Origin of the sequence: Nocardia sp. NPDC059229, assembly GCF_042754165.1 — a bacterium.
Lineage (GTDB): Bacteria > Actinomycetota > Actinomycetes > Mycobacteriales > Mycobacteriaceae > Nocardia.
The window spans coordinates 524,011-547,931 of sequence record NZ_JBHZAK010000002.1; the positions used below are offsets into that span (position 1 = coordinate 524,011).

Consider the following 23,921-nt stretch of genomic DNA (forward strand, 5'->3'; position numbering starts at 1 on the left):
CACCGGCTACAGCGCAGGCCCGTCGATCGTTTCCGATCGGCGGGCCTGTGACGTCGCGCTGGTCAGTGCTGTGACACCGCGCTGGTCAGCGGGCGTGGATGTGGGCCATCGGGGAGGTGGGCGGCGGGACGTCGCCGACGGGGGCACGGAATTCCTGCAGCGCGGCAAGCACATCCACATGGCGGGCGGCGTAGCAGCGCACCTGCGGCAGAGCGTGGGCGACCTCGCTGCGCTCGAGCGGCTCGGCGTCGATGTAGCCGACCTGGTCCAGGCCCACGCCCAGGGTTTCGGCGATGCGGGTGATGGCCGCGGACTTGCGGCCCCAGCCGACCTCGACGGCGGCGAAGCGCTCGGCCACGCCGTGGCGGCGCAATTGCTCTACCGTCCAGGCCCATTCGCCGCGGGAGGCGACGGCGTGCATGACGCCGCGCTCGTTGAGGATGCGCAGCGAGCGCGCGGCCTCGGCGCGCAGCGCGCCTGCGGTGGAGTCGCAGACCACCCCGTCCCACAGGGTGTTGTCGCACTCCCACACAAGCAATTTCACAGTCGCGGCGTTCATTGTTCCCCTGCCAGTCAGCAACCATCCGGTACCAAGGGTGCCGGACGGTCCTCTCTTTCACGAACCGCCCTGCGCGTGACATCGTAGGTGCTGTCTGGGCCAATGCACCAGCGCGGGCGGATTCGGAACGCCGAAGTTCCTATCTACTCGCGAGTACGGTATGTGCGTAATCACCGCTGGTAGCGTCGGATCCAGGCCCGACGGATCGGAAGAAAGGGGCGAATGCCCATGCGGCGGCGCTGGAAGCTCGCGGGTGGCCCACCTGTGCTCGCGCTGACACTGGTACTGACCGGTTGCGGGGCGGCCGAGGATTCGCCGCCGGTGGTGGTGAGTTCGCTGACGCTGGCGCCGCACCCCTCGACGGTCGCCGGTTCCCCGCCCACCGCCTCCTCGCAGGCCACCGACACACCCCAGCCCACCGGTTCGTCCGCGCCGATCGCGAATCCGTCGCCGACCACGCCCGGGGTGCCGGCGGTGGATCCGTTCCCGGATCAGCCGCTCATCGACCACACCCAATGGTCCGACGATTCCGACGGCCGCCGGTTGCGGGTCTATCCGACCCAGGCCGGGCGTTCCGACACCTTCCCCGCCGCGCTGGGGCGGGCCTGGCAGGAGGTGCTCACCTCCGCGCCCGACGCCGATTCCCCCGGCATGTACGACCAGTTCCGCTGTCACTGGGAGTGGGCACGGGTGGTCCAACCGGACAAGACCAGCTGGAATCTCGAACCGTGGCGTCTGGCGGTGGGGTATGACGCGACCGTGGCGGCCCTGTGCAATCCGGGCGGACCCGACCGCTGAGCGGTCGTTCGATGCGGTAACGAAGCCGTACCGACGAAAGCGGTTGCCCGCGAGAACCTTCGAGCGCACCGGCAAATGTGCGTATCGTTGGTGACGTCCAGCGCGAACTCCTGGGAGGGAGGGTTCCGGTGCGCGTCTCCGCAGCCGCGACCTCTACGCCAACGCCGCCCGCCGCCGCCCGGGGACCGGCGCGACCGCCCCTGCGCAGGCTCTTCCCCGCGCTGACCGAAACCTCCGACATCTACCTCGATTCGGCGTCCACCACCCAGAAGCCACTGCCGGTGATCCGCGCGGTGCACCGCTATCACAGTGAACGCACCGCCAATGCCGGACGCGGCACCTACCCGTGGGCGAGCAGCCTCACCCATCGCATCGAGACGGTGCGCGAGCGGATGGCCGAATTCATCGGGGCCGCACCGGATGAGGTGGTGTTCACCGGCGGGTCCACGGCCGGTCTCAATGCGGTGGCGCTGTCGTGGGGGCTGACCACGCTGCGCGACGGCGACGAAATCCTCTACAGCCCACGCGATCACGCCTCGAACGTGTATCCGTGGCATCACCTGCGGCGGTTGCTGGGCGGGTTCGGGCGCACGATCCGGCTGGTGCCCTACCGGGTCACCGAGCTGGGCGAGGCCGATGTCGAGGATGTGGCCGCGCGGATCACCCCGCGCACCCGGCTGATCACCGTGGGGCATCTGCATCACGTGTTCGGGGCGCTGACCACCCTCGAGGAGTTGCGCGGGCGCATCGATCCGGCGATCGCGCTGTGTTTCGACTGCAGCCAGTCCGGCGGGCATCTGCCGGTGCGGGTGGCGGAGCTGGACGCGGATTTCGCGGTGTTCTCCGCGCACAAGATGTTCGGCGCGCCCGGGACCGGCGTGCTGTACTGCCGCCGCCGGCGCCACGTAGAACTGACACCGTTTCTGCCGGGCGGCAATTCGGCGGTGTCGCTGGGTGATTCGGGGCTGCTGGCCGGTTCGATGCCACAGTTGCTGGAGGGCGGCACCCACAATATCCCCGGCATCCTCGCGCTCGGCGCTGCCCTCGAGGTGCTCGACGACCTGGGCCTGGATGCCGTCGCGGCCCACAATCGAGCGCTGACGCAGCGGCTGATCGCGGGATTGCGCCCGATACCGGGCGTGGAGTTCCTGCCGGGCCCAGCGCACGCGCCGTGCGAAACCGGCTACGGGATCGTGTCTTTCACCCTGGACGGGATCAGCGCCACCGATCTCGGGTTCGTGCTGAGCGAGCTCGGGTTCCTGGTGCGCACCGGTGCGCACTGCGTGCCCGCCGACGATGTGCCGATGGACGAGGACTCGGTGCGGGTCAGCACCCACGTCTACAACACCGTCGACGAGATCGACCGGTTCACCGAGTGTGTCGCCACGATTGCCGAGGAGGTCTCTTGACCATGTCCGGCCCCGAACCCCGCTACGACCGGCGTGCCGCCTCCCGGGTGCTGGCCGCGCTGGCCCGGCCCGGCCTGGGCGCGCCCCCGGTGCTGCCGCCGCCGCGGCGCGTCGAATACACCTGCGCGGCACTGCAATCGGAACCGGGCTCGCACCTGACGCTGTCACAGCGGCTGTACCTGGAACGGTTCATGCGCCCGTGTCGCGCCGACCAGGTGACCAGCGCGACCCATCGCATCGCCTGGACCGACAGCGACGGGATCCCCAATGCCGGGCACTACCGGGTGGGTGGTCTGGGCGCGATCGTGCCCATCGCCATGCGCGAGACGGTACTGACGCTGTGGCACGCGCTGCAGGCCGATACCGCACTGGCCCAGCGCATCTCGGAGCTGACGCCGCGCGACGAGGCGGTACTCGAGGGCACCACCACCGACCACGAGCCGTTCGAGATCTTCCGGGTGGGCATCGAGGCGGCGGGGCGAGCGCTGGCCCAGCACGCGCTGCTGGCGCGGTGGACGCCGTATCGGACGCCGGCCGAATTCGCGGTCGGCATGCGGGATTCGGGGATCTACGGCGCGGTGGCGACGCGCTGGTTCTGGGAGCTGCAGGCCTCGAGCTACCGGCGCGGCATGATCGCGGTGAGGCTGACCACCCAACCTGATGGGACCGTACGGTATTCGGCCGAGACGGTGGCGACGCTGCGTGCAATGAAGGACATGACCATCGAGGACGCGCACCGGGTCATGCGCCGCGCCACCCACACCGAGGGTTTGACCGTGGCCGAGGCCATCACGAAATACCACGACGAGCTGGATCTGATCTCGCGCCAGTACGCGCTGCTGCCTCCCGGAACGCGCCCGGCGTGCCTGGCGGCCATGCCGCATCAGCTCGACGGGGAGCACTACAGCATTCTGCCGGTGGTGATCGACACGTTCACCGAGGTGTTCACCCGCATCGTGGACCGGGTCACCGTCGCCGAGGTGGCGGCCGACACCGGTTCGGACACCGCGGAACTCGCCGCCGAGGACCAGGTGTTCTATGTGCCCGACATGACCTGCAAGCACTGCATCCGCACCATCACCGGGGTGCTGGAGTCGATGAGCGTGGGCGTGCAGGACATCGACCTGAACAGCAAGCGGGTGGTCGCGGAGTTCCGCAGCCCCCGCAACCGCCATCGCGTGTTCGAGGCCTTGCGCGACAGCGGCTACAACCCGACCGCGGCCACACCCGCGACCAGCGAATCCGCCGTATGACGGCTGCCGCATCGCCGGGAATGCCGGCGAAGATGCATGCGCTGGTGCGGGAGTTCGTGGCCGCGCCGCACGCGGTGGCCGACGCGGTGGCCGAGTTCGGGTCGCCTGCGCATCTGGTGTTTCCGCAGGTGTTCGCGGATAACCTGGAGCGGCTGCGCGCGGCGCTGGCCGCCCGGGTGCCGGGTTTCCGGATCTGCTACGCGCACAAGGTGAATCAGTCGCGGATATTCGTGGAGGCGGCGCGGGCGGCGGGCGCCGGGATCGATGTGGCCTCGGCGGCGGAGCTCGACAGTGCGTTGAAGGCGGGGTTCGAGCCCGAGCGGATCGAGGTGACCGGACCCAAGGGTGAGGGGTTCGTGCGGGAGCTGGTGGGCAGCGGGGTGACGATCAACGTGGACAATGCGTGGGAGCTGGAACGCATTGCAGCGCTGGCGCCGACGCGGGTGCCGGTGCTGGTGCGGGTGTGCGGGTTCGCGGGGACGCCGGTCAGCCGGTTCGGGGTGCCGCTGCATTGCGTCGATGCCGTGCTGGCGCTGCTGGCGGCGCAGCGGGAGCGGATCGAGTTCCGCGGGTTCGCCTTTCACCTGGATTCCGGAGAACCGGCCGAGCGGGTGCGGGCGGTGGAGAGTTGCCTGGCGTTGACCGAGCGCGCCTACGGGTATGGGCTCGCGCCGTCGGTACTGAATATCGGAGGCGGGTTCCGGCAGGTGTTCACCGCGGACGCGGATGCGTTCGATGCGTATGTGCACGCGTTGCGGGAATCGCTGGTGGGGCGTGGTGAGCCGATGACGTGGGGCGGCAACACCTTCGGGTTCCATCTCGAGGACGGCGCGGTGCACGGGACACCGGTTTTTCACAAATACGCCAACATTGTGAGTGCCGACCGGATGCTGGCGGACCTGCTGGATACGGGGCTGGAATCCCACGGGGGCCGCACTTTTGCACAGGTGGCTGGGGAGAACTCGATCGAGATCTGGCTGGAGCCGGGCAAGGCGCTGGTCGATCATGCCGGAATCACGGTGGCGCGGGTGGAATTCGTGAAGGAGACCGCGGACGGCAGTACGCTGGTGAATCTGGATCTGAGTCGCGATACCGTCACCCCGGCCGATCAGGAGGTGATGGTGGACCCGATCCTGGTCCCCACTCGCGATTTCCCCGGCGCGAATTCCGGTGCGGTGGGGGTGTTCCTGGCCGGGCGTTTGTGTCTGGAGCGGGATCTGATCACCAATCACAAGGTGTGGCTGCCGCGGCTGCCCGCTCCCGGGGACTTCGTCGTCTTCCCCAATACCGCCGCCTACCACATGGATTTGTCGGCAGCGCGTGCGTCCATGCATCCGGTGCCGCCGAAACTGGCGGTGGTGCAGCGGTCCGGGACGTTTTCGGTGGGCCGCGACGTCGACTGGCACGAGGTGCACTGATGCGCTACGACCACATCACCGAGCTGATCGGCAATACCCCACTGCTGCGGCTGGATCCGGCCGTGCACGGGCTCGCGCACGTGGAGCTGTACGCGAAACTGGAGTTCTACAACCCGTTCGGGTCGGTGAAGGACCGGGTGGCGTGGGGCATGATCCGCGACGACCTGGATGACATCGTCGCGCAGAAGAAGACGTTGATCGAGGCCTCGAGCGGCAATACCGCCAAGGCGCTGCGCATTCTGGCGGCCATGCACGGGATCGGGTTGCGGGCGGTGACCAATCGGATCAGGGTCGCCGAGGTGCGGGAGCTGTTGCAGTTGCTGGGCACCGACATCGAGGAGCTGCCTGGATTGTCGGAGTGCCCGGACCCGACCGCGCCCAACGACGTGTACTCGGTCATCGAATCGACCATGGCGCGCACGCCCGGGGGCTGGTATCACCCGTCGCAGTACACCAGCGAGAAGAACATCGAGGCGCACCATCACGGAACCGGGCGGGAGATCCACGAGGATCTGGCGCGCGACGGCATCACCCGGGTCGACTATCTGGTCGGCGGGCTGGGCACCACCGGGTCGACGCGCGGCACGGCGACGTTTCTGCGCAAGCACAATCCAGAGTTGAAGACGATCGCGGTGGTGTCGGAGCGCTCCGATTTCATTCCCGGTATCCGCTCGGAGACCGAGATGTGGGATGTGGGCCTGTTCCAGCCCGATTTCTACGACCGCATCATGGCGGTCCAGGCCGGGCGCGCGGTCGACGCGACGCTCGAACTGGCCACGGGGCACGGTGTGCTCGCCGGACCCACCAGCGGCGCGACCTATGCCGCGGCCCTCGAGTTCCTCGGGACCCTGGAACAGCCTGCCGCTCAGGCCGATCCGCTCGTCGCGGTGGTCATCGTCTGCGACCGCCTGGAACCGTATCTGTCCTACATCCGCAAACGCCGCCCGGAACTGTTCGGCAAACCCGGGCGCGCGCCGGCCCCGACCGCGGCCGAATTGTCGGCCACCCCGGTGCTGTCCCCCGATGAGCTCGAGCAGCTCGACCGCACGGCCCGCCCGACCATCGTCGATACCCGGGGCGCGATGGCCTACCGGATCGCGCATGTTCCGGGCGCGGTGAACATCCGCGATGACCACCTCGACGACATGCTCACCCAGGGCGTCCCGTTCTCGCGTTCGCGCCCCGTGGTTTTCGTCTGCCCGGTCGGTGAGGTGTCGCGGCGCTTCGCGGCCCTGGCCCGCCGCGCCGGGTACGACGCGCACAGCCTCGCGGGCGGCATCACCGCGTGGCGGGATGCGGGCAAACCCATGGAATCCGCGCCGCGACCCGAATGAGCTAGGGGGCAGCCGCTTCTCGGGCGGCCCTGATGGCGGCGGCCAGTGCGGGGCGGGCCAGCCCAGGCCGCGTATGCGCACCGCTGCGCGCGCCAATACCGCGGCGCCGCCGTACATCAGCATGAATCCGGGGAGTTCGGTCACCAGGTTGGCGCTGGGGACCGGCAGGATCTCCGGGATGAGCGCGGCCCACAGCAGCAGGGTGAGTACCAGCGCCCAATCTCCGCGTGGCTCAGTGCCTTCTTCGCGTGCCCTGGTGGGTTCTCGGTGTGGCCCAGTGTGTTCTCCGGGCCGCGCGGTGCGTGCGACGACGACGGGCCAGCCGCCCAGCAGTGCCGCCTCGAGGGCGGCCGCCAGTGGCCAGTAGTGATCGATGTCCACGTGCTCGGTCCCCCGCCCGCGAATCGTGTTGAGCAACAGGGTAACCGGGATCGGGGCGGGCGCCGGTGCGAAGTCGGTGAACTCGTGGAATCTGCACTTCGGCGTGCGGGGCGCTAAGGTGCCGGGGGTCGAATTCACCAGCGTTGCCAGGAGTTTCACCATCAGCATCGAGCCAGCCGCCGGTCCGGACACCGACCTGCGCATCACTCTGACCGTCTGTCATGCCGCCACCGTCGTGTGTTTCTCGGCGGGTGTCGTCTCCATCCTGATCGGTACCTATACCGATGGCGGGACGGTGTTCAACCTCGTCGGTGTGGTGCTGTGGCTGGTGGCGCTGGCCGCCCGGTTCGGCGTTTTCGCGATCACCCGGTCGCGGTCCGGCCACGCGGAGTAGCTCCGGTCGCCCGGCGGGGTGAATCCGGCCGGGTCCGTGCACGCCCATGGCGGGCGGGGTTGTTCGCTGGTGGCGAGCCGATGCCGGAATGGGTCATGGCGGCTGGCAGGATGATCTCGTGGAGTGGGCGTTCGGACTCGTATTGCTGGTGTCGGTGGCGGTCGCATTGGCGGCCGGTGCGCGCCGGCTGGGGCTGGGTGAGCCGTTCGTGCTCACCGTCGCCGGGGTGATCGGCTCGTATCTGCCGCTGGTGCCGGAGTTCGATGTCGCACCCGAGCTGGTGCTGCTGGGGTTGCTGCCGCCGCTGCTGTACACGACGGCGATCCGCACGTCGCTGGTGGACTTCCGGCCGAAGAAAACCACGATCACCCTGCTGTCGGTGGGATTGGTGCTGTTCACCGCGTTCGCGGTGGGCGGGGTGGTGTATTGGCTGCTGCCGGTGCCGTTCTCGGCGGCGGTCGCGATCGGGGCGATCGTGGCCCCGCCCGATGCGGTGGCGGCCACGGCGGTGGCGCGCCGGGTCGGAATGCCGCGCCGGATCGTGACGCTGCTCGAGGGTGAGTCGCTGTTCAACGACGCGACCGCGCTGGTGACCCTGCGCACCGCGGTGGCCGCCATGGCCGGCAGCGTGACGATGTGGGAGGCGGGCGCGAATTTCGTCGGCGCGGCCGGTGGTGGCGCGCTCATCGGCGGGGTGGCGGCGATGGTGCTGGCGTTCCTGCGCCGGCGCATCAGCGATCCGGTGCTGGACACGAGCGTGTCGCTGCTGGCGCCGTGGATCGCGTACCTGCCCGCCGAAGGGGTGCACGCCTCGGGTGTGATCGCGGTGGTGACCTGTGGCCTGATCCTGGGTCACGGCGCCCCGCAGTGGCAGAGCGCGGCCTCGCGCATCGCCGAGCACACCAACTGGCGCACCATCCAATTCCTGCTCGAGAGCGCGGTTTTCCTGCTGATCGGCTTGCAGGTGCGGCATCTGGTCGAGGATGCCTGGCACAGCGGGCTGTCGCATTCGACGCTGCTGTGGACCTGTGCGGCGGTGCTGGTGACGGTGATCGTGGCGCGCCCGGTGTGGGTGTTCCCGGCGACCTACGCGGCCTGGCGGGTCGAAGGGCGGCGGCAGGGGAAACCCAAGCCGGAGTGGACCGGTCCGGCGGTGGTGGCGTGGGCGGGCATGCGCGGGGTGGTGACGCTGGCCGCGGCGCTGCTGCTGCCCGGCGATACCCCGGAGCTGGCGACGCTGCGGCTGCTGGCGGTCGTGGTGGTGGGCGGAACGCTGCTGCTGCAAGGCTTGTCGCTGCCGTGGCTGGTACGGGTGCTGCGGTTGCGCGGGCCCAGCCAGGCCGAAGACCTCCTGCAGGAAGCGAATCTGCTGCAACAGGCCACCGTCGCGGGACTGAAGGCGCTCGAGGAGAACATCGCCCCCGAAACCCCGCCGGACGTGGTCGACGCCCTGCGCAACCGCGTGGTGGTGCGCGCCCAGGCGGCGTGGGAGTTGCTGGGCCGCTCCGAATCCCAGCGCGTCACCCCCAGCGGTGAGTACCGGCGCCTGCGCCTGGCCATGCTGGCCGCCGAACGCGAAACCGTGCTGCGCATCCGTGATTCGGGCCAGGTCGATCAGGAGGTCCTGCAGGCGGTCATGGCCACCCTCGACATCGAGGAGTCCACCATCGACCGGGTCGCCGAGGCCGAGGAGGACGCTGGCACCCCCCTGAGCTCCCCCGTCACCGCCGGCGCCTGCGAGCACCTGCGCGAGGCTCCCTGCGTCCGCACTCCCGACACCCCCGACGCGTGCGGTGAATGCCTCGACGAGGGCCTGGTCTGGGTCCACCTGCGCATGTGCCTGGACTGCGGTCACGTCGCCTGCTGCGACTCCTCCCCCGGCAATCACGCCACCAAGCACTTCGACAACACCGGTCACCCGGTCATGCGCAGCGTCGAGCCCGGTGAATCCTGGCGCTGGTGCTACCTGGACGAACTGCTGGGCTGACCGCGAGGTCGACGGCGGGATGGGCGGCCGAAGGCCAAGGGCACGAACAACATCAGTGCGATCGCCTGTGTGGCGAGGGTGAACACGACGACCGCGGTCACCGAATGACCGTAGAGCACACCGATCAGGGTGGAGCCGGCCAGCCAGGCCAGACCGTAGACAGCGGTGAACACGCCGTATCCGGTGCCGCGGCGCGCGGCGGGGACCATGTCGGCGACCGCGGCGCGCAAAGTGGATTCGTGGATGCCCATCGCCGCGCCCCACACGATGGCTCCTGCCCACACCGGACCGGCATGGGTCGAGAACGACAGCAGCGGCACCACCGCCGACAGCGGCAGCGCAATCACCAGCCCCCGCAACCCGATCCGGTCGTAGAGGTGTCCCGAGGCGAGTGCGGCCAGTGCGGCCGCACCCATGGCGGCGGCGTAGGCGACCGGGATCAAGCTGTCGGGGAGCACGTGACGGGCCTGCAGGTGGAACGACAGCACCCCGAACGTGGCGAACCCGGCCATCGAGGTCGCGGTGAATGCCGCGTAGAGCCAGAATCGGCCCGGTAACCCGCCATCGGCTCGCACGGTGGTCCCGGCGTCGTGATGGTCGGTTTCGTAGGCCACCGGCCAGGGCACCGCGCGCCGCAGCCAGGCCAGGGCGAGCAACGCCAACGCGCCGGGAATGGCGAGTACCGCGAATCCGAGCCGGAAGCCGGAGAGCGCGATCATGCCCGCGACCAGCAACGGTCCCAGCAGCGCCCCGGATTGGTCGAGTGCCTCGTGCACCGCGAACGCCTTGCCGCGCCCGATGCCCGAGCCGGCGGCCTGGGCGAGCATGGTGTCGCGTGCCGGGGCGCGCACGGCCTTGCCGAACCGTTCGGCGACCACCAGGCCCGCGGCGGGACACAGCCAGGTCGCCAGCGCCAGCAGCGGCACCGACACCACTGTCAGTGCGTACCCGGCGATCGACAATGCCCAGTGCCGGCCGGTGCGGTCGGACAACGGGCCGGTCACGAGGCGGAACACCAGCGCGACCGCCTCCCCGGCCCCGGTGACGAAGCCGACCAGTGCCGCCGAGGCGCCGAGAGTGCCCAGATACGGGCCGGTGATCGACCGCGCCCCCTCGTAGACGACGTCGGCGAGCATGCTCACCACACCGAACGCCATCACGAACCGCAGCGGCGACAACCGATTCACCCCGGCCGCTCGATCCGCCGGCCGCCACTCGATCCCATCCGCCATGACCGACAGTCTCCCCTGTCGGCCGCTCTCGGCCCGGGTGGTCGCGAGCGGGTCGTTGTGCCCGGTCGGCCACCGGCCGCCCTTGACTTTCCTGCCAGGAAAGTGGACTCTTACTTTCCGAGTAGGAAAGTGAGGGGTCGGCATGGACGGCATTACTCCGGATCAGGCCCGGGCGGCGCTGGATGCGGCGGGGCGGGCGCGGCGGCAGATGGCCGAGGAGGTCGGGCTGCCGCGGGGGTACTGGTGGGGAATGGGTTGCGGCTGGGTGGTTTTGGGGGTGATCGGGGATTTCGGGCCGGGCTGGCTGGCGGCGGTCGCGACGCTGGTGTTCGGCGCGGGGCATTCGGCGCTGGCGTCGCGATTGCTGGACGGGCGCCATCGCACCGGCCGGGTTCAGGTCAGCGCGGAGGTCGCCGGGCGGCGCACACCGCTGGTCGTGATCACCATGCTGCTGGTCCTGGTCGCGCTGACCGTGGTGGCGGCCCTGCTGCTGGACGCCGACGGGGCCGGGCATCCGCGGACGTGGTCGGCGGTGTTGATCGCGGCTGTCATCGGGTTGGGCGGGCCGGAGCTGCTGCGGGTGGGGCGTCGCTGGGTGCGCGCATGAGCGTGGCCCGCTTCGACGAATTGATCCATCCGAGTACGCGATTGAATCTGGTCGCGACCTTGGCCGCCGCGGACTGGGCGGAGTTCGCCTTCCTCAAGGAGCGGCTGAATCTGTCGGATTCGGCGTTGTCGAAGCAGCTGGCGACACTGGAGGACGCTGGGTATGTCGCGACCGAGCGCCGTCTCGAGGGCAGCCGCCGCAGGGTTCGGGCCCGGCTGACCCGCGCCGGGCGCGTCGCCTTCGACGGGCACATCGCGGCGCTGCGGGAGATCGTCGCCGGGGCGACGCCACCGGAGACTCCCGCCGGCTAGGCGCTACCGGCCGGGCCAGGTGTGCGTGGTCAGTCGGTGATTCGCCATTCGTTGCGGTCGGCCATGGCGCGTGCCGACCAGCGGATGGCGTAGCCGATCATGAAGCAGGGCAGCGAGGTCAGCACGAATACCGCCGTCGCGACCACAAATCCGCTGACCAGTCCCATGATCAGCGACTGCCAGCCGGGATCGCAGCGGCTGGTGAACCCGCTGACCGCGGCGCAGTCGCCGAAGGTGGCCTGCCCATAGAGGCGCGCCCACAGCGTGATCGCGGCCCAGATCGACAGTGCCAGCAGCACATTGGCGATGTACCAGCAGCGCACCAGTTTCCGGACGAAGATCAGTGCGCCGAGTTGCCCGGCGTCGAGACCGTCGGCGACGTCCTCGTTGATTCCCAGATGCCGTCCCCAGCTGGAAGGCTCGGGGACCTCGGCGACGACGGGTTTGCTGGCGTACCGGCTTGCGGTCATACAGGTCGATCCTTCTGCACCTCGAACAGTCCACGGGCACAGGTTGATTCGCGGTGCCGACCCGAACTGAAGACAAATCCGGGTCGATCATTGCAGCAGCGGCCGGTTTCCGATGGTTTTGCGGCGGAATCGTGGTCGATCACAGTCGTGATGCCGGGGAGGTGCCGCGGCTTCGAATTGCGGTGCGGCGGCGCCGAGGCCGGGATCGGGGGTGGCCTCGGCGCCGCCGTGTTCGCGGCGCCGCCTGATGCGGGGACGCGGGTGCGAGCCTCGGGGAAGAGACTCGCGGGCATCCGGTGCCGTGGGCGTCTGCGCGTGTCCGCCTGGGCACGATTCGGACAACACGAACGGTAGCGGCAAGGTAGCTGCATTGCTCGGTGGGCGCGAGAATTAGGGGATCGTTAGGGGGATCGGACTTTTCGGGCCGATCGGATGCAGCTGGACGATAACCGCTGATCATGAGGCCGCGACGACCACCCGGATGGTCCGCAACGAGTAGCCCGATACGCGCGTGCCGAGGGTCCTGACCGCCGACACTGGTGGAATGCGCCCTTGGCGCGAAAGATCCCATTCCTCCGTTCATCTGGGGAGATGATCGACGATGATCCGGTCACGGAAGTCGGCCCTCACCGCATTCACCACCTTCGCCGCCGCAGCCGCGGCGCTCGTGCTCGCCGCGCCGCAGGCGGCGGCGTATGTCACCAGCGTCAGCGTGTCCAGCGGGTCGAGCATCGGTCTCGGCGGCGGTGGCTACGGCACCAACTGCTCGTACACGGTCACCGTGAACGGCAGCCCGTACGAATACGTCTGGCTCTACGACAGCAACACCGCCACCTTCGGTCAGCAGCAGTTCAGCCTCGGCAGCGGCGGCACCGGGACCTCCAGCTGGACACCGACCTCGACCGGGGTGCACTACATCCAGGCCTGGACCTACAACGGCTCGCAGTGGGCGTTGGTGACGGTCAACACCGGCATCAACCTCGGCAGCGCCTGCGTGGTCACCGGCTAGCGGCGCGGGCACGATCCGCGCGAGTACCCGGCAGTCCGGTGCCGGGTGTGCGATCGCATCCGGCACCCGGCCAAGGGATTCGGCCCTGTGCGCCGATCAATCACGCGGGAGCGGGTAGTCGCGGTGATCGGACCAGATGCCGGCCACCGCGCGGACGGTCGGGCACGGCCACGCCGCCGGTTCGTGGCCGCCACGGGAGTCGGGCTGCCGGCACACCGAGCAATGCCCGCCCGCATCGGGGGTGTGCTGGCCGAGGATCAGCCGCAGCGCCGCCTGGTGCCGCAACAGTTCCTTCGGGGTCGGTGCGCCGGGCAGGAACACCGACGAGGGGGCGGTGCGGCTGCCGCGGCGGCGCACGTGACGCACCCATTCGTATTTGATCACGCGGCCGGTGTCCCGGAAGTCACGCTCGAGTGTCAGAGCGAATTCAGCGGCTTCCTGCTGCTTGTCGAGGCGGCCCGCGATGAACGCGCTGATATCCATCCACCCACGGTAGTCGGCATTGTCGACATCGCCGCGAATCGGCCCGGCACCGGTCGGACCGCGTCGATCAGCGCCCGGAACGGGCACCGATGACGCGCCCCTCCGTGGGTCGCTCAGCTCACGCACCGAACGCCCGCCGGTGCCGGGTGCGCGATCCCGCCAGGCACCGGGCACTATTCTTGGCCCGGTGCACACCGAGCAGCCTCCCTCCGACGCCGAGCCCCGTATCTGGGGTGGAACGACCCTCACCGAACGCCGTGGGGCGCGCCGGGCCGCGTTGCTCGAGGCCGCACTGGACCTGATCGGCGAGTCCGGGGCGGGCGCGGTGACCATGCGCGCGGTGTGCCGGCGCGCCAACCTGACCGACCGCTACTTCTACGAATCCTTCGCCAGCCGAGACGAACTGCTCGATGTGCTCTACCGCCAGATCGCCGAGGAGTTCCTGGATCCGATGACGGCCTTCGCGGTCGTCGACGATCCGGACCGGGATCGCGCGCTGTCGGAGACGCTGGTGGCGAAGGTGCTCGAGGATCCGCGCAAGTCGCGGCTGTTTCTGGTGGAGCCGTATTCCTCGACGGGGCTGGGGCAGACGACGATCGCGGTGATGCCCGCGTTCACCCGGTTGATCCAGGATCACCTGTTCGCCCATATCGAGGATCCGGTGCGGCGGAGGCTGGCGGCGGTCACCATGGCCAGCGGTAATGCGGGCATGTTCTCTGCGTGGCTCAATGGCACGCTGCGCGCCACGCGCGAGCAGATCGTCGACCATCTGGTGGAGACCATCGACGCCTATCGCGGCGTGTATCGCGGCTGACCCGGGCGGTCCGCCCCGCCCGGATCCGCGTGCGGCGCAGCGGGTTCGGTTCCGGCCGGTCAGGCGGCCGGCACCGCGGTGTGGACGCGGTCGAGTGATCGGCGCAGTATGCGCACCCAGGGTGACCATCGGGCGGGTGCGGCGGGCGGGTGCCCCATTTCCGTCGCGGCGCGATCGAGCAGTTCCTCGAGCACCGCGTCGTGCAGCCAGCGGATGGCGAGGCTCCACAGCAGCCGGCCCCGTGGCGTGCGAGCCCGCGCGACGACGAGATGCCTCATCACGCAACCCCGTTCGCCGCGATCGATGATCTCGAAGGTGTGCGTGCCGGCGAAGGGCATGCCCGGCGCGAAGGTGAACTCGACGGCGCGGCCGGGTTCGTACGCGGTGCAGACGTAGCGGATGCTGCCGTGCCCGCCGTCGGCGCCGACCTGCAGCGGCCGGTCCAGGATCAGGGCCGGCCAGTGCTCGCCGGGCCAGAGCGGATTGCCCGGCTCGGCCACCGCGTCGAGCAGGGCACCGGCCCGCTGCGCCGATACCGGCAGTTCTCGCTGGTGAATGTTCCAGATCATCGACTCACCCGTTCCGTACGGTACCGTATGTTCTGATTCCATACGGTACCGTACGGAGCTATGGCGGAGAAGAGGCGACGGCTCAGCCGAGACGATTGGGTCGCGGCCGCGCTGGCGGCGCTCGGCGAGGGTGGCGTGGGCGCGGTCGCCATCGAACCCCTGGCCGCGCGGCTGGGCGCGACCAAGGGCAGCGCCTACTGGCATTTCGCGAATCGGGACGAGCTGCTGGCGGCGGCTCTGCAGCGCTGGGAGCACGAGGAGACCGATGCGGTGATCGCGCTGGTGTCGGCCGAACCCGATCCGGCGGTCGGGCTGCGGACGCTGCTGGGCGCGGCGCTGGCGCATCCGCAGGAGAAACTCGCGGTACTGCTGGCCGGGGCGACGGATCCGCTGGTGGAGCCGGTGCTGACCCGGGTCACCGTGCGGCGCATCGAGTATCTGGCGGAACTGTTCACCCGGCTCGGTTTCGCCGACCCGGTGGCGAAACATCGTGCCGCACTGGCGTATTCGGCATATCTGGGCACAGGTCAGCTGTGGCGGACGATGCGTGGCACGCTACCGGCCGACCAGGCGGCCTGGGAGTCCTACGTCGACGAGATCTGGCGGGTGCTGACCGCCCCGGGTCCGACCGGGCACGAACCGGCGCCGGACAGCGCGGAGTCGCCGCGGGATTCGGGCTAGGCGCTCAGGGCCGCACCGCGGCCGTGGGTGAGGACCAGGTCGAGCAGCCCGGGGAAGCGGGCCTCGAGGTCCTCGGCACGCAGCCGGTTGAGGCGGCGGGTGCCCTCGTCGCGCTGACGGATGACGCCGGCTTCGCGCAGGGTTCTGAAGTGCCCGCTCTGGGTGGATTTGCTGATCGGCAGGTCGAAGGTGGTGCAGGCCAGTTCGCCGTTCTCGGCGGCGGCCAGGCGGGTGACGATGGTGAGCCGGACGGGGTCGGCGAGGGCGGCCAGCACGGTGGTGAACCGCAGTTCGTCGCGGGCGGGGTGAACCAGTTCGGTCGCGGTTCGGCTTGCCATGGCGTCCAGGCTAGTCCACATGTTCACAAAATCCGAACATCCTGTTATGTTCGGAATTATCGAACATGTCTGTGCCGGGAGGACGCCATGACCGTCGAGCAATCCACCACAGCCCCCGAGGACGTTGCCGCACCGCAGGATTCACCGCCCGGGAGCGGTGCGCGGTTCTGGGGCACCGCCTACACACTGCTGATCCTGTTGACCGGCACGAATGTGGCCACACCGCTGTATCACGGCTACGCGCATCGGTTCGGGTTCTCACCGCTGGTGATGACGCTGGTGTTCGCGGTCTACATGGGGGTGCTGATTCCCGCGCTGCTGATCGCCGGTCCGGCCTCGGATGCACTGGGGCGGCGCCGGATTCTGCTGCCCGCGCTGGCCCTGGCGGCGCTGGGCACGCTGGGTTTCGCGCTGGCCACCGATGTGGTGTGGTTGTTCGCGGCCCGCATCCTGCAGGGGCTGGCGGTCGGTGCGGCCTCGGGCGCGCTCACCGCCGCGCTGACCGAGCTGGAGCCGCACCGTGACCGCCGCCGCGCGGCCCTGGTGTCGGCGGCGGCCTCGGCGGGCGGCATGGGCCTGGGCCCGGTACTGGGAGCTGTTCTGGCGCAATATCTTCCGGCTCCGTACGTGACGCCGTTCGTGATGGAGCTGGCGCTGCTGGTCCCGGCCGCGGTGGCGGTGGCGGCGCTGCCCGAGACCGCGGCGGTCACCCCGTGGCGGCCACGGCGGCCGAGTATCCCGGCCGGGATGGGTGCGGTCTTCGCGGCCGCGGGCACGGGCGCGTTCCTGGGTTTCGCGGTGGTCGGCGTCTTCCTCACGCTGATCCCGACCTATGCCGCGACCCTGTCGGGCAGTGCGAATCTGGTGGTCGGTGGCGCGGCGGCCGCGCTGCTGCCCGCGGCGTGGGCGGTGGCGCAGCTGGTGGGTTACGGCAAACCCGAACGGGCCCTGGACTTCACGGGATTCCCGCTGCTGGCGGTGGGTCTGGTACTGCTGGCGGTCGCGGGCGCGGTCTCCTCGCTGCCGTTGCTGTTGTTCGCAACGGTGCTGGCCGGGGCCGGTCACGGCCTGGCGTTCCTGTCGGGATTGACCGCGATCAATGCGGCCGCGCCGGCCGATCGGCACGCCGATGTGCTGTCGACCTATTTCGTGATGGCCTATTGCGGCAGCGGCGGCCCGGTCATCGGTGTCGGCCTGCTGGCGGGCGCGACCGGTTTGCTGGCTGCGGTGCAGATCTTCGCGGCGGTGGTGGCGGTGCTGTGTGTGGTGCGGCTGGTGGCGCGGGTCGCGGTCGAGGCGCGACGCTAGCGGGAGCGCGAATGCGACGGCGCTCACGTCGGGTTGCCGATCGCGGCGGGCGGGTGTTTACTTTTGGTCGCAAGGTGCCGTCGTTAGCTGAGGCTCCTTCACGGATACAGGCCGGCGATCCCGAACGTCGAGAGACGCCCCGGATCAGGACAGGTTTCCCCGAGCTAAGGGGATGCCCCGACCGGCTCCCGCCACCCGTGGCGGGTTTACGCCGTGGAGTGCTGAAGGTCTTACGAGGGGTGGTACCCGTACCGGCGATGTCGCGCCGGTCCCACTCCCCTGGCATGCGTACGTGTGGCGTCGAGGAGGTGGTGGTCGTGCCCGATGGACCGGATCGAGTTCCGTTAGCCAATCGTTCACTCGGCGTCACTCCTGCACTCTCCTGGCCGCTACCCGTACCCCGGTAGCGTCCGAGTCCGGAGTGCGCCGTCCTCCGCTGGGAGATCGAGATGACCATGTGGGAAATGCTGCTGCGGCTCGGCACGGGTGTCGGGTTGGGCGCGGTGATCGGGTTCGAGCGTCAGTTCCGGGCCCGGATGGCCGGACTGCGCACGAATTCGCTGGTCGCCGCCGGGGCGACCTTGTTCGTGCTGCTGTCCGCGCACGGCTTCAACGGCGCCTCGGCGGATCCGACTCGTGTTGCGGCGCAGATCGTTTCGGGTATCGGCTTCCTGGGCGCGGGTGTGATCCTGCGCGACGGGTTCAATATCCGCGGCCTGAACACCGCCGCGACGCTGTGGTGTGCGGCGGCGGTGGGTGCGCTCGCGGGTGCGGGCATGTATTCGACCGCGGTGGCGGGCACGGTGGCGGTGGTGGTGGTCAATACCGCGCTGCGCACGGTGGCGCGCACGGTGGATCGCCCCGGTGTCGACGAGGTCGAGGCGCAGGAGGCGTTGTACGGCTTCCACGCCGACACCGACGACGCGCACGAGGCGCATGTGCGGGCGCTGCTGGTGCAGTCGCTGACGCGCACCGATTTCCGGCTGGTGTCGATCTCGAGCCACGACACCTCCCCGGGCCGGGTGCAGGTGCGGGCGGAGTTGACCGGTGACCGCCGCGACGACCGGCAGATGGAGGCCGCGGTGAGCCGGTTGAGCCTGGAGCCGTCGGTGACCAGTGTCGGGTGGCGCACGGTGCCGCTGCGGGCGGAGGCCGAGGAGTGAACGCCGCGCTGCGGTCGTATCCGTCGCGCGGGGTGCTGGATCGGCCGCGGTCGCGGTGGGCGGATGCGGCGGTGTTCGCCGCGGTGACGGGTCTGGGCGCCTACATCGCCGACGCCACCCGCGACGGCGACTGGCCGCGCATCCTGGTCGGCGTGCTGGCCATGAGCGCGTTCGTCGTCGGGATCAATCGCCTGTTCTGGCGGCGGCTGTACGCGCTGGCGCAGCGCCGCTACTCCCTGTGACGTGGAGGATGTCATGACCGATACCGTTGCCACCGGCCAGGTTCTGATGGATCTGACCGATATCGACATGTCCTTCACCGGGGCGTCCGGGGAGCGGCTCAACGTGCTCGATCAGGTGAATCTGCAGTTGTGCCAGGGCGAGATCGTCGCGTTGCTGGGCCGGGCGGGGTCCGGGAAATCGACGCTGCTGCGGTTGATCGCGGGGCTGCTGGCCCCGACCGGCGGGCAGGTCCGGTACCGAGAGCAGCCGTTGCGGGGCGCGAATCCGGGTGCGGCGCTGGTGTTCCAGTCCTTCGCGCTGATGCCGTGGCTGACGGTGCAGGACAATGTGGAGCTGGGGCTGGCGGCGCGCGGGGTGGCTCCGGCGCAGCGGCGGCAGCGGGCGCTGGACGCGATCGACCGGATCGGCCTGGACGGGTTCGAGACCGCCTATCCCAAGGAGCTGTCGGGTGGTATGCGGCAGCGGGTCGGGTTCGCGCGAGCGCTGGTGCTGGAGCCGGATCTGCTGCTGATGGACGAGCCGTTCTCGGCGCTGGATGTGCTGACCGCGGAGAATCTGCGCACCGAACTGGTGAATCTGTGGTCCACCGAGGACTTTCCGACCAAGTGTGTGTGCATCGTGACCCACAACATCGAGGAGGCGGTGCAGCTGGCGGATCGAGTGGTGGTGCTGGGGTCGAATCCGGGGCGGATCATCGCCGAGATCACGGTGGAGCAGCCGCGCCCGCGCAGCCGCCGCACGCCGGGGTTCGAGACGCTGGTCGATCAGATCTACGGTCTGCTCACCGGCCGTGACACCGAAGTCGCTGCGGCCCCGGCGGATACGTTGACGCCGTTCGCGGTGCCGCTGCCGGATGCCTCGGTCGGCGGGATCGCGGGTCTGCTGGAGCTGGTGTACGGCAGCGACGGCCGCGCCGACCTGCCGGTGGTGGCCGACGAGCTGAATTTCGAGCTCGACGACCTGATGCCGCTGGTCGACGCGGCGGCGCTGCTGGGTCTGCTGCTGGTGGAGTCCGGTGACGTGATGCTGACCAATGTCGGGGCGAACTTCACCAATGCCGACATCCAGTCCAGCAAGGCGATTTTCGCCGCGCAGGCCCGCCGGCGGGCCCCGCTGGTGCGCACCATCTGCTCGGCGCTGGTGGGCAGCAGCGATCAGACGGTGCGCGCCGATTTCATTCTCGACCTGCTGCGGCGCGGCTTCTCCGACGACGACGCCCGCCGCCAGTTGGAGCTGGCCATCGACTGGGGCCGCTACGCCGAGTTGTACGACTACGACACCGATTCCGGCCGCATCACCGCCGATCCCGCCGCCGATCTGCGCGCGTCCCGAGTCACACCATCGCCGACGGGATCACCGTGGTCAGGCCACCGTCGACGAGCAGGTCCTGACCGGTGATGTAGGAGGCGTCCGCGGAGGCCAGGAACGCGACGGCGGCGGCCACCTCGTCGCTGTCGCCGACCCGCCCGAGCGCCACCCGCGCCCCCGCGGTGGCCTGCGCGTCGGCGGAGGCCTCGGCGCGGTAGGCGGGGGTGTCGATGTAGCCGGGGCTGACCGAGTTCACCCGAATCCCGCGGGGCGCCAACTCCGCCGCCAGCGTCCGCGTCAGATTCTGCACCGCCGCCTTCGTCGCCGAATACAGTGCGGCGCCGGGCGCGCCCCGATACGGGGCGAAGGAGGCGTTGAGGACGATCGCACCCCCGTCGATCAGCAGCGGCAGCATGTGCTGCACGGTGAAGAACGCGGCCTTGAAGTTGATCCCCACCACCCGATCGAATTCGTCGCCGGTGACCGCCGAAACAGGTTGGAACGCACCGATTCCCGCATTCACGAACACCACATCCAGCCGCCCGAACCGCTCGGACACCACCCGCGCCAGCGCCGCGAGATCCTCGGGCTCGGTGGCGTCCCCGGCCACCCCGACCGCCCGCTCCCCCAGCTCGGCCACCGCGGTGTCCAGCCGGTCCTTGTCACGCCCGGTCACGACCACCCACGCCCCCTCCGCGACGAGCCGCCGCGCGGCGGCCAGCCCCATCCCGCTGCTACCGCCGGTGATGAGCGCGACCTTGTCCTGGAACCGGAACCCGTTGTGTGTCATGGCTTCAGCCTGCCGGGCCGCGCAATGGGTAAACAGTGCGCAGTTATCGTGGGTGTGCCACCACCACCTTGCCGAGCACGGCTCCCGCCGGCGCGGCGACAGCGCCGCCGGTGGTGACCGTTCTCAGTCCCTCAGCTCACAGATGACGACCGGGATCTCGCGGGTGGTCCGCTCCTGGTAGTTCGCGTAGCCCTTGTATGCCGGGGTCGCGGCCCTGTCGGCCGCTCGATCGAAGAACACCTACTTTTCCGCCAGATACAAACGGATCACCTCCCGCCGCGGTCCGATGTAGCCGAGTGCTTCGAGCTGACTTCATCCGCCACGCGCCCGCCAAGACGAAGTCCCGTGCGATCGGTCTGGTCACCTCTGGTGGTCACCATATTTTCGTGTCAGTTGGATATATGACCTGATCAGGGCTGTATTAGCAGCCCTCCGTTGCGCTCAGCATCGGATGCTGGAAGGTCGCATCCGATGCGAGGGGCAGCAGGCGGGTTGTCCGGATACCTTCGTTCGCGAGACACCCTCGGCGGCAATGCGTTTCCGCAGGTCGAACCTGTAACGTATGCCGTGTACGCGGCAACGTCAGCTCTTCGGGAGTTGGTGATACATCGGGGGATTCGCTCGAGGACATGCCGAACGACCAGGACCAATGCGATATCCGTTGTTCTTTCGGCGAGTTCTACCGCGACCCCGACTCACCCGCACCAGTCGTGTGCTGCTGGTGAGTCGGTGGGACCTCGGTTTTCGAGGTCCTCGAGACCGACGACGACCAGGTGATTGTCGCGTGCAGCCCAGCAAGGCGCGCAAGGACGGCGGCGACTGACCGCCGCGGCCCGCGCGGCGGTCGTCTCAGGCCGGACGTGCTTGCACGGGAGCGTGTTCGGTGCCGCCGCACCAGATGGCGCGGATGGCGCGGGTGGCGGCGATGTCGGCGAGGGGGTCGGCGTCGAGCAGCACCAGATCCGCACGCAGGCCCGGGGCGATGGCGCCGCGGTCGCTCAGGCCGAAGTGCCGCGCCGGGGCGGCGGTGGCGGCGTACAGGGCCGCCGCGGGTGAGAGTCCGGCGCGCACGAGCAGTTCCAGTTCGTGGTGCAGGCTCGCCCCGTGGGGCGGGTGGAAGGGGATGCCGGGCATCCGGTTGGCGTCGGTGCCGGCCAGGATCGGCACGCCGGCGGCGTGCAGGGCGCCCACCGTGGCCAGGGTGGCGTCGAAATACTTGCTGACGCTGTAGATTTCGGCGGCGCCTTCCATCATGGCGAGGGTGGGGACCACCTGGTGGCCGCCGGCGGCGAGGCGGTCGATATCGGCGGCCGGGACACGCGCGCCGATGGGGACATGAGTGAGGATGTCGACTCCGGCGTCGACGGCCAAGGCGTACGCGCCAGGGGTGATGGTGTGGGCGACCACGACGCGGCCGCACGCGTGGGCCGCACGGACGACCGCGGCGGCGGTCTCGGCGTCGGGGCCGCCTTCGCCGGGGGCTTCCAGGACCATCTTGATGTAGTCGCTGCCGTCGCGGACGCGCTGCGCCACCATGGTTTCCGCGTCGGCCGGGCCGGTGATGACCTCGACCTGCGCCATGCCCGGTACCTGGGCGTGCACGCCGGCCGAGGCGATGATCGGGACACCGGCGCCGCGCACGTCGGTCGTGGCGGTGTGCTCGCGCAGGGCCGCCATCAGTTCGCCCTGCAGCGATGCCATGTCCAGGGCGGTCGTGACGCCGTGGGCGGCATACGAATCCAGCGCGTCGAGGCTGTCGAGGTGGACGTGGGCGTCGATCAGGCCCGGGATGAGGATGGCGCCGCCGGCGTCGAGGGTCTGCGCGCCGGTGGCGTCGGTGCCGATCACGGTGCCGTCGATGACGACGGTGGCCGGTTCCCCCAGCCCGTGGCCGTCGAAGACGCGGACGTTCCGGATGGCCAGTTTGTTGTTCGCGTCTGCCCGCATCGACCCAATCTAGAACCCGTTCTACACCCGGGCAAGATCGAATCGGCTGGACCACACAGGCTTTGGTGGCCACGGGCGCAGTGGTGGTACTCACCGCGGCCTCTGCGTCGGCCGCCTCGCCCTTGACCATCAATGGAAACCCCACACAATTCCAGGTGGGCACGAGTTATGAGCTGGACTACGACCTGACCGCCGCCGACGCGGCCGGAATCCCCGTTCAATGTCTCGTCCGGGCCCGACCGGGTCTGCAAGCGGGTCGAGTTCTGTGCCCGGCCGCTTCTACTTCTACCAACGCAGGTATGCATCGATGAGCCGAGTTCGGTGCCGATGAGGGTCCGCCGCCGCTTGATTAGCGGATCCGGCAAGAAATAGCCACAGCCACAACACCTGTCCTTCGTGCTGGCGATTTTGCGGACCGGGTGCGCGCAGACGCTGAAGATGACCCCGAAGGGAATCGGTGGCATCTGGAATGGGCCGAGGCGGCGCTGGCGAAGATCGAAGACGCCTAGGTCTCGTAGGAGCGCAGCAGGGCGAGGGACTGGTGCAGTGCGTTGGTGAGGTGTTGGTGGGAGCCGGTGGCCTTGTCCATGATCGCGCCGCCTTGCAGGGCGGCGACGAACGCGGAGGACAGGGCGCGCAGCGGGGCGTCGGGGCGTAGGAGGCCGGTGCGCTGCATGGTTGAGAGTTGTTCTCGCAGTAGGTCGATCCAGCGTTCGTACATGCGGCCGACCAGATCCCGGGTGAAGGTGTCGGTGTCGAGTGCCCGGCCCGCGAGTGCCGCGATTTCGCAGGCGTCGTTGATCGTTTGCTGGGAGTGCAGGTGGAGGATCTGCTCGATCCAGGCTTCCCATGCTTGCCAGGTGATGAGCGGTGCGGCCGGTGCGTCGGCTTCGGCGAGGCGGGTCAGGTGGCGTTCGGCGGCGGCCCGGCGCAACTCGTCTTTCCCGTCGGGGAAGTAGTGGAACAGCTGGCCTTTGCTGGTGCTGGTCAGGCGCATGACGTCGTCGAGGTTGACGTCGTTGCCGGTGACGAGAAGGTCGGCGGCGGCCTCGACGATGCGGGCCTTGGTCGCCTCCCCTTTGCGAGTGGGCATGCCTCATCCTACATTTCTGGAC

The 23,921-nt window shown here is 69.5% G+C and carries 25 protein-coding genes and 1 riboswitch; of the genes, 16 read left to right on the forward strand and 9 right to left on the reverse strand.

Going from position 1 to position 23,921, the window contains the following annotated elements; genetic code table 11:
- Window positions 1-85 precede the first annotated feature (85 nt).
- Window positions 86-544, reverse strand: a complete 459-nt coding sequence (locus tag ACFXHE_RS08740; protein ID WP_354833010.1) for a hypothetical protein — start codon at window positions 542-544, stop codon at window positions 86-88.
- Between the two features lie 237 nt (window positions 545-781).
- Here ACFXHE_RS08740 and ACFXHE_RS08745 point away from each other — a divergent pair, with 237 nt between their 5' ends.
- From ACFXHE_RS08745 to ACFXHE_RS08775, 7 genes are all read left to right on the forward strand, one after another.
- The gene (locus tag ACFXHE_RS08745) at window positions 782-1,357 is read left to right on the forward strand and encodes a DUF2599 domain-containing protein (RefSeq protein WP_379381275.1); all 576 of its coding nucleotides are present in this window, start codon (window positions 782-784) and stop codon (window positions 1,355-1,357) included.
- A 128-nt stretch (window positions 1,358-1,485) separates the two neighbouring features.
- Window positions 1,486-2,766, forward strand: coding sequence for an aminotransferase class V-fold PLP-dependent enzyme (locus ACFXHE_RS08750; protein WP_379381277.1), 1,281 nt, complete (start codon window positions 1,486-1,488; stop codon window positions 2,764-2,766).
- Window positions 2,767-2,768: 2 nt separating this feature from the next.
- Window positions 2,769-4,019: a heavy-metal-associated domain-containing protein gene (locus ACFXHE_RS08755; protein ID WP_379381408.1), complete on the forward strand. Its 1,251-nt coding sequence runs from the start codon at window positions 2,769-2,771 to the stop codon at window positions 4,017-4,019.
- Entirely contained in the window at window positions 4,016-5,437 is a 1,422-nt protein-coding gene (locus ACFXHE_RS08760) for a decarboxylase (RefSeq protein WP_379381279.1), read from the forward strand. Before ACFXHE_RS08755 ends, ACFXHE_RS08760 begins: the two co-directional genes overlap by 4 nt.
- Entirely contained in the window at window positions 5,437-6,771 is a 1,335-nt protein-coding gene (locus ACFXHE_RS08765) for a pyridoxal-phosphate dependent enzyme (RefSeq protein ID WP_379381281.1), read from the forward strand. The genes ACFXHE_RS08760 and ACFXHE_RS08765 overlap by 1 nt, the downstream gene beginning before the upstream one ends.
- Window positions 6,772-7,180: 409 nt before the next feature.
- Window positions 7,181-7,546, forward strand: a complete 366-nt coding sequence (locus ACFXHE_RS08770) for a hypothetical protein (RefSeq protein WP_379381283.1) — start codon at window positions 7,181-7,183, stop codon at window positions 7,544-7,546.
- Between the two features lie 118 nt (window positions 7,547-7,664).
- The gene (locus tag ACFXHE_RS08775; protein WP_379381285.1) at window positions 7,665-9,533 is read left to right on the forward strand and encodes a Na+/H+ antiporter; all 1,869 of its coding nucleotides are present in this window, start codon (window positions 7,665-7,667) and stop codon (window positions 9,531-9,533) included.
- Here the strand turns inward: ACFXHE_RS08775 and ACFXHE_RS08780 are convergent.
- Window positions 9,509-10,765 carry an MFS transporter gene (locus tag ACFXHE_RS08780; RefSeq protein WP_379381287.1) on the reverse strand — a complete coding sequence of 419 codons (1,257 nt, stop codon included), beginning with the start codon at window positions 10,763-10,765 and terminating at the stop codon, window positions 9,509-9,511. The genes ACFXHE_RS08775 and ACFXHE_RS08780 overlap by 25 nt on opposite strands.
- A gap of 142 nt (window positions 10,766-10,907) precedes the next feature.
- On the opposite strand from ACFXHE_RS08780, the gene ACFXHE_RS08785 reads away from it, so the two are divergent.
- Complete coding sequence (locus tag ACFXHE_RS08785) at window positions 10,908-11,372, forward strand: hypothetical protein (RefSeq protein ID WP_379381289.1); 465 nt, start codon at window positions 10,908-10,910, stop codon at window positions 11,370-11,372.
- Window positions 11,369-11,683, forward strand: a complete 315-nt coding sequence (locus tag ACFXHE_RS08790; RefSeq protein ID WP_379381291.1) for a transcriptional regulator — start codon at window positions 11,369-11,371, stop codon at window positions 11,681-11,683. Before ACFXHE_RS08785 ends, ACFXHE_RS08790 begins: the two co-directional genes overlap by 4 nt.
- 29 nt (window positions 11,684-11,712) lie before the next feature.
- Here the strand turns inward: ACFXHE_RS08790 and ACFXHE_RS08795 are convergent, their stop codons facing one another.
- Window positions 11,713-12,153 (reverse strand): hypothetical protein, encoded by a 441-nt coding sequence (locus ACFXHE_RS08795; RefSeq protein ID WP_379381293.1) that lies wholly within the window; start codon window positions 12,151-12,153, stop codon window positions 11,713-11,715.
- Window positions 12,154-12,754: 601 nt separating this feature from the next.
- Here ACFXHE_RS08795 and ACFXHE_RS08800 point away from each other — a divergent pair.
- Window positions 12,755-13,162, forward strand: a complete 408-nt coding sequence (locus ACFXHE_RS08800; RefSeq protein ID WP_379381295.1) for a hypothetical protein — start codon at window positions 12,755-12,757, stop codon at window positions 13,160-13,162.
- A gap of 96 nt (window positions 13,163-13,258) precedes the next feature.
- Here the strand turns inward: ACFXHE_RS08800 and ACFXHE_RS08805 are convergent, their stop codons facing one another.
- Window positions 13,259-13,645, reverse strand: coding sequence for a DUF6221 family protein (locus ACFXHE_RS08805; protein ID WP_379381297.1), 387 nt, complete (start codon window positions 13,643-13,645; stop codon window positions 13,259-13,261).
- A 187-nt stretch (window positions 13,646-13,832) separates the two neighbouring features.
- On the opposite strand from ACFXHE_RS08805, the gene ACFXHE_RS08810 reads away from it, so the two are divergent.
- The gene (locus tag ACFXHE_RS08810) at window positions 13,833-14,459 is read left to right on the forward strand and encodes a TetR/AcrR family transcriptional regulator (RefSeq protein WP_379381299.1); all 627 of its coding nucleotides are present in this window, start codon (window positions 13,833-13,835) and stop codon (window positions 14,457-14,459) included.
- A 59-nt stretch (window positions 14,460-14,518) separates the two neighbouring features.
- On the opposite strand, the gene ACFXHE_RS08815 is transcribed toward ACFXHE_RS08810, so the two are convergent.
- Complete coding sequence (locus tag ACFXHE_RS08815) at window positions 14,519-15,028, reverse strand: SRPBCC family protein (RefSeq protein WP_379381301.1); 510 nt, start codon at window positions 15,026-15,028, stop codon at window positions 14,519-14,521.
- 60 nt (window positions 15,029-15,088) lie between these two features.
- Here ACFXHE_RS08815 and ACFXHE_RS08820 point away from each other — a divergent pair, with 60 nt between their 5' ends.
- The gene (locus ACFXHE_RS08820) at window positions 15,089-15,709 is read left to right on the forward strand and encodes a TetR/AcrR family transcriptional regulator (protein WP_379381303.1); all 621 of its coding nucleotides are present in this window, start codon (window positions 15,089-15,091) and stop codon (window positions 15,707-15,709) included.
- Here ACFXHE_RS08820 and ACFXHE_RS08825 read toward each other — a convergent pair.
- Complete coding sequence (locus ACFXHE_RS08825; RefSeq protein WP_379381305.1) at window positions 15,706-16,047, reverse strand: ArsR/SmtB family transcription factor; 342 nt, start codon at window positions 16,045-16,047, stop codon at window positions 15,706-15,708. The genes ACFXHE_RS08820 and ACFXHE_RS08825 overlap by 4 nt on opposite strands.
- A gap of 87 nt (window positions 16,048-16,134) precedes the next feature.
- On the opposite strand from ACFXHE_RS08825, the gene ACFXHE_RS08830 reads away from it, so the two are divergent.
- The 4 genes from ACFXHE_RS08830 to ACFXHE_RS08845 all read left to right on the forward strand — a co-directional run bounded on the left by ACFXHE_RS08830 (window position 16,135) and on the right by ACFXHE_RS08845 (window position 20,159).
- Window positions 16,135-17,355 (forward strand): MFS transporter, encoded by a 1,221-nt coding sequence (locus tag ACFXHE_RS08830; RefSeq protein ID WP_379381307.1) that lies wholly within the window; start codon window positions 16,135-16,137, stop codon window positions 17,353-17,355.
- Window positions 17,356-17,427: 72 nt separating this feature from the next.
- Window positions 17,428-17,603: riboswitch (M-box (ykoK) riboswitch) on the forward strand.
- A gap of 201 nt (window positions 17,604-17,804) precedes the next feature.
- Window positions 17,805-18,518: an MgtC/SapB family protein gene (locus ACFXHE_RS08835; RefSeq protein WP_379381309.1), complete on the forward strand. Its 714-nt coding sequence runs from the start codon at window positions 17,805-17,807 to the stop codon at window positions 18,516-18,518.
- Window positions 18,515-18,760 (forward strand): hypothetical protein, encoded by a 246-nt coding sequence (locus ACFXHE_RS08840; protein WP_379381311.1) that lies wholly within the window; start codon window positions 18,515-18,517, stop codon window positions 18,758-18,760. Before ACFXHE_RS08835 ends, ACFXHE_RS08840 begins: the two co-directional genes overlap by 4 nt.
- A gap of 13 nt (window positions 18,761-18,773) precedes the next feature.
- Complete coding sequence (locus ACFXHE_RS08845) at window positions 18,774-20,159, forward strand: nitrate/sulfonate/bicarbonate ABC transporter ATP-binding protein (protein WP_379381313.1); 1,386 nt, start codon at window positions 18,774-18,776, stop codon at window positions 20,157-20,159.
- Here ACFXHE_RS08845 and ACFXHE_RS08850 read toward each other — a convergent pair.
- The 3 genes from ACFXHE_RS08850 to ACFXHE_RS08860 form a co-directional block, all read right to left on the reverse strand.
- On the reverse strand, window positions 20,095-20,859 hold the full coding sequence (locus ACFXHE_RS08850; protein WP_379381315.1) for an SDR family NAD(P)-dependent oxidoreductase: 765 nt from the start codon (window positions 20,857-20,859) through the stop codon (window positions 20,095-20,097). The two genes, ACFXHE_RS08845 and ACFXHE_RS08850, sit on opposite strands and share 65 nt — an antisense overlap.
- 849 nt (window positions 20,860-21,708) lie before the next feature.
- Window positions 21,709-22,806 (reverse strand): amidohydrolase family protein, encoded by a 1,098-nt coding sequence (locus ACFXHE_RS08855; RefSeq protein ID WP_379381317.1) that lies wholly within the window; start codon window positions 22,804-22,806, stop codon window positions 21,709-21,711.
- Between the two features lie 505 nt (window positions 22,807-23,311).
- Entirely contained in the window at window positions 23,312-23,899 is a 588-nt protein-coding gene (locus ACFXHE_RS08860) for a TetR/AcrR family transcriptional regulator (protein WP_379381319.1), read from the reverse strand.
- Window positions 23,900-23,921: the final 22 nt, after the last annotated feature.

Excerpts from the sequence above, each read along its gene's own strand:
- ACFXHE_RS08780 (WP_379381287.1), bottom strand. The coding sequence starts at position 10,765 with ATGGCGGATGGGATCGAGTGGCGGCCGGCGGATCGAGCGGCCGGGGTG.
- ACFXHE_RS08755 (WP_379381408.1), top strand. The coding sequence starts at position 2,769 with ATGTCCGGCCCCGAACCCCGCTACGACCGGCGTGCCGCCTCCCGGGTG.
- ACFXHE_RS08800 (WP_379381295.1), top strand. The coding sequence starts at position 12,755 with ATGATCCGGTCACGGAAGTCGGCCCTCACCGCATTCACCACCTTCGCC.
- ACFXHE_RS08795 (WP_379381293.1), bottom strand. The coding sequence starts at position 12,153 with ATGACCGCAAGCCGGTACGCCAGCAAACCCGTCGTCGCCGAGGTCCCC.
- ACFXHE_RS08855 (WP_379381317.1), bottom strand. The coding sequence starts at position 22,806 with ATGCGGGCAGACGCGAACAACAAACTGGCCATCCGGAACGTCCGCGTC.
- ACFXHE_RS08785 (WP_379381289.1), top strand. The coding sequence starts at position 10,908 with ATGGACGGCATTACTCCGGATCAGGCCCGGGCGGCGCTGGATGCGGCG.
- ACFXHE_RS08815 (WP_379381301.1), bottom strand. The coding sequence starts at position 15,028 with ATGATCTGGAACATTCACCAGCGAGAACTGCCGGTATCGGCGCAGCGG.
- ACFXHE_RS08790 (WP_379381291.1), top strand. The coding sequence starts at position 11,369 with ATGAGCGTGGCCCGCTTCGACGAATTGATCCATCCGAGTACGCGATTG.
- ACFXHE_RS08845 (WP_379381313.1), top strand. The coding sequence starts at position 18,774 with ATGACCGATACCGTTGCCACCGGCCAGGTTCTGATGGATCTGACCGAT.
- ACFXHE_RS08850 (WP_379381315.1), bottom strand. The coding sequence starts at position 20,859 with ATGACACACAACGGGTTCCGGTTCCAGGACAAGGTCGCGCTCATCACC.
- ACFXHE_RS08745 (WP_379381275.1), top strand. The coding sequence starts at position 782 with ATGCCCATGCGGCGGCGCTGGAAGCTCGCGGGTGGCCCACCTGTGCTC.
- ACFXHE_RS08805 (WP_379381297.1), bottom strand. The coding sequence starts at position 13,645 with ATGGATATCAGCGCGTTCATCGCGGGCCGCCTCGACAAGCAGCAGGAA.
- ACFXHE_RS08830 (WP_379381307.1), top strand. The coding sequence starts at position 16,135 with ATGACCGTCGAGCAATCCACCACAGCCCCCGAGGACGTTGCCGCACCG.
- ACFXHE_RS08760 (WP_379381279.1), top strand. The coding sequence starts at position 4,016 with ATGACGGCTGCCGCATCGCCGGGAATGCCGGCGAAGATGCATGCGCTG.
- ACFXHE_RS08765 (WP_379381281.1), top strand. The coding sequence starts at position 5,437 with ATGCGCTACGACCACATCACCGAGCTGATCGGCAATACCCCACTGCTG.
- ACFXHE_RS08825 (WP_379381305.1), bottom strand. The coding sequence starts at position 16,047 with ATGGCAAGCCGAACCGCGACCGAACTGGTTCACCCCGCCCGCGACGAA.
- ACFXHE_RS08835 (WP_379381309.1), top strand. The coding sequence starts at position 17,805 with ATGACCATGTGGGAAATGCTGCTGCGGCTCGGCACGGGTGTCGGGTTG.
- ACFXHE_RS08820 (WP_379381303.1), top strand. The coding sequence starts at position 15,089 with ATGGCGGAGAAGAGGCGACGGCTCAGCCGAGACGATTGGGTCGCGGCC.
- ACFXHE_RS08860 (WP_379381319.1), bottom strand. The coding sequence starts at position 23,899 with ATGCCCACTCGCAAAGGGGAGGCGACCAAGGCCCGCATCGTCGAGGCC.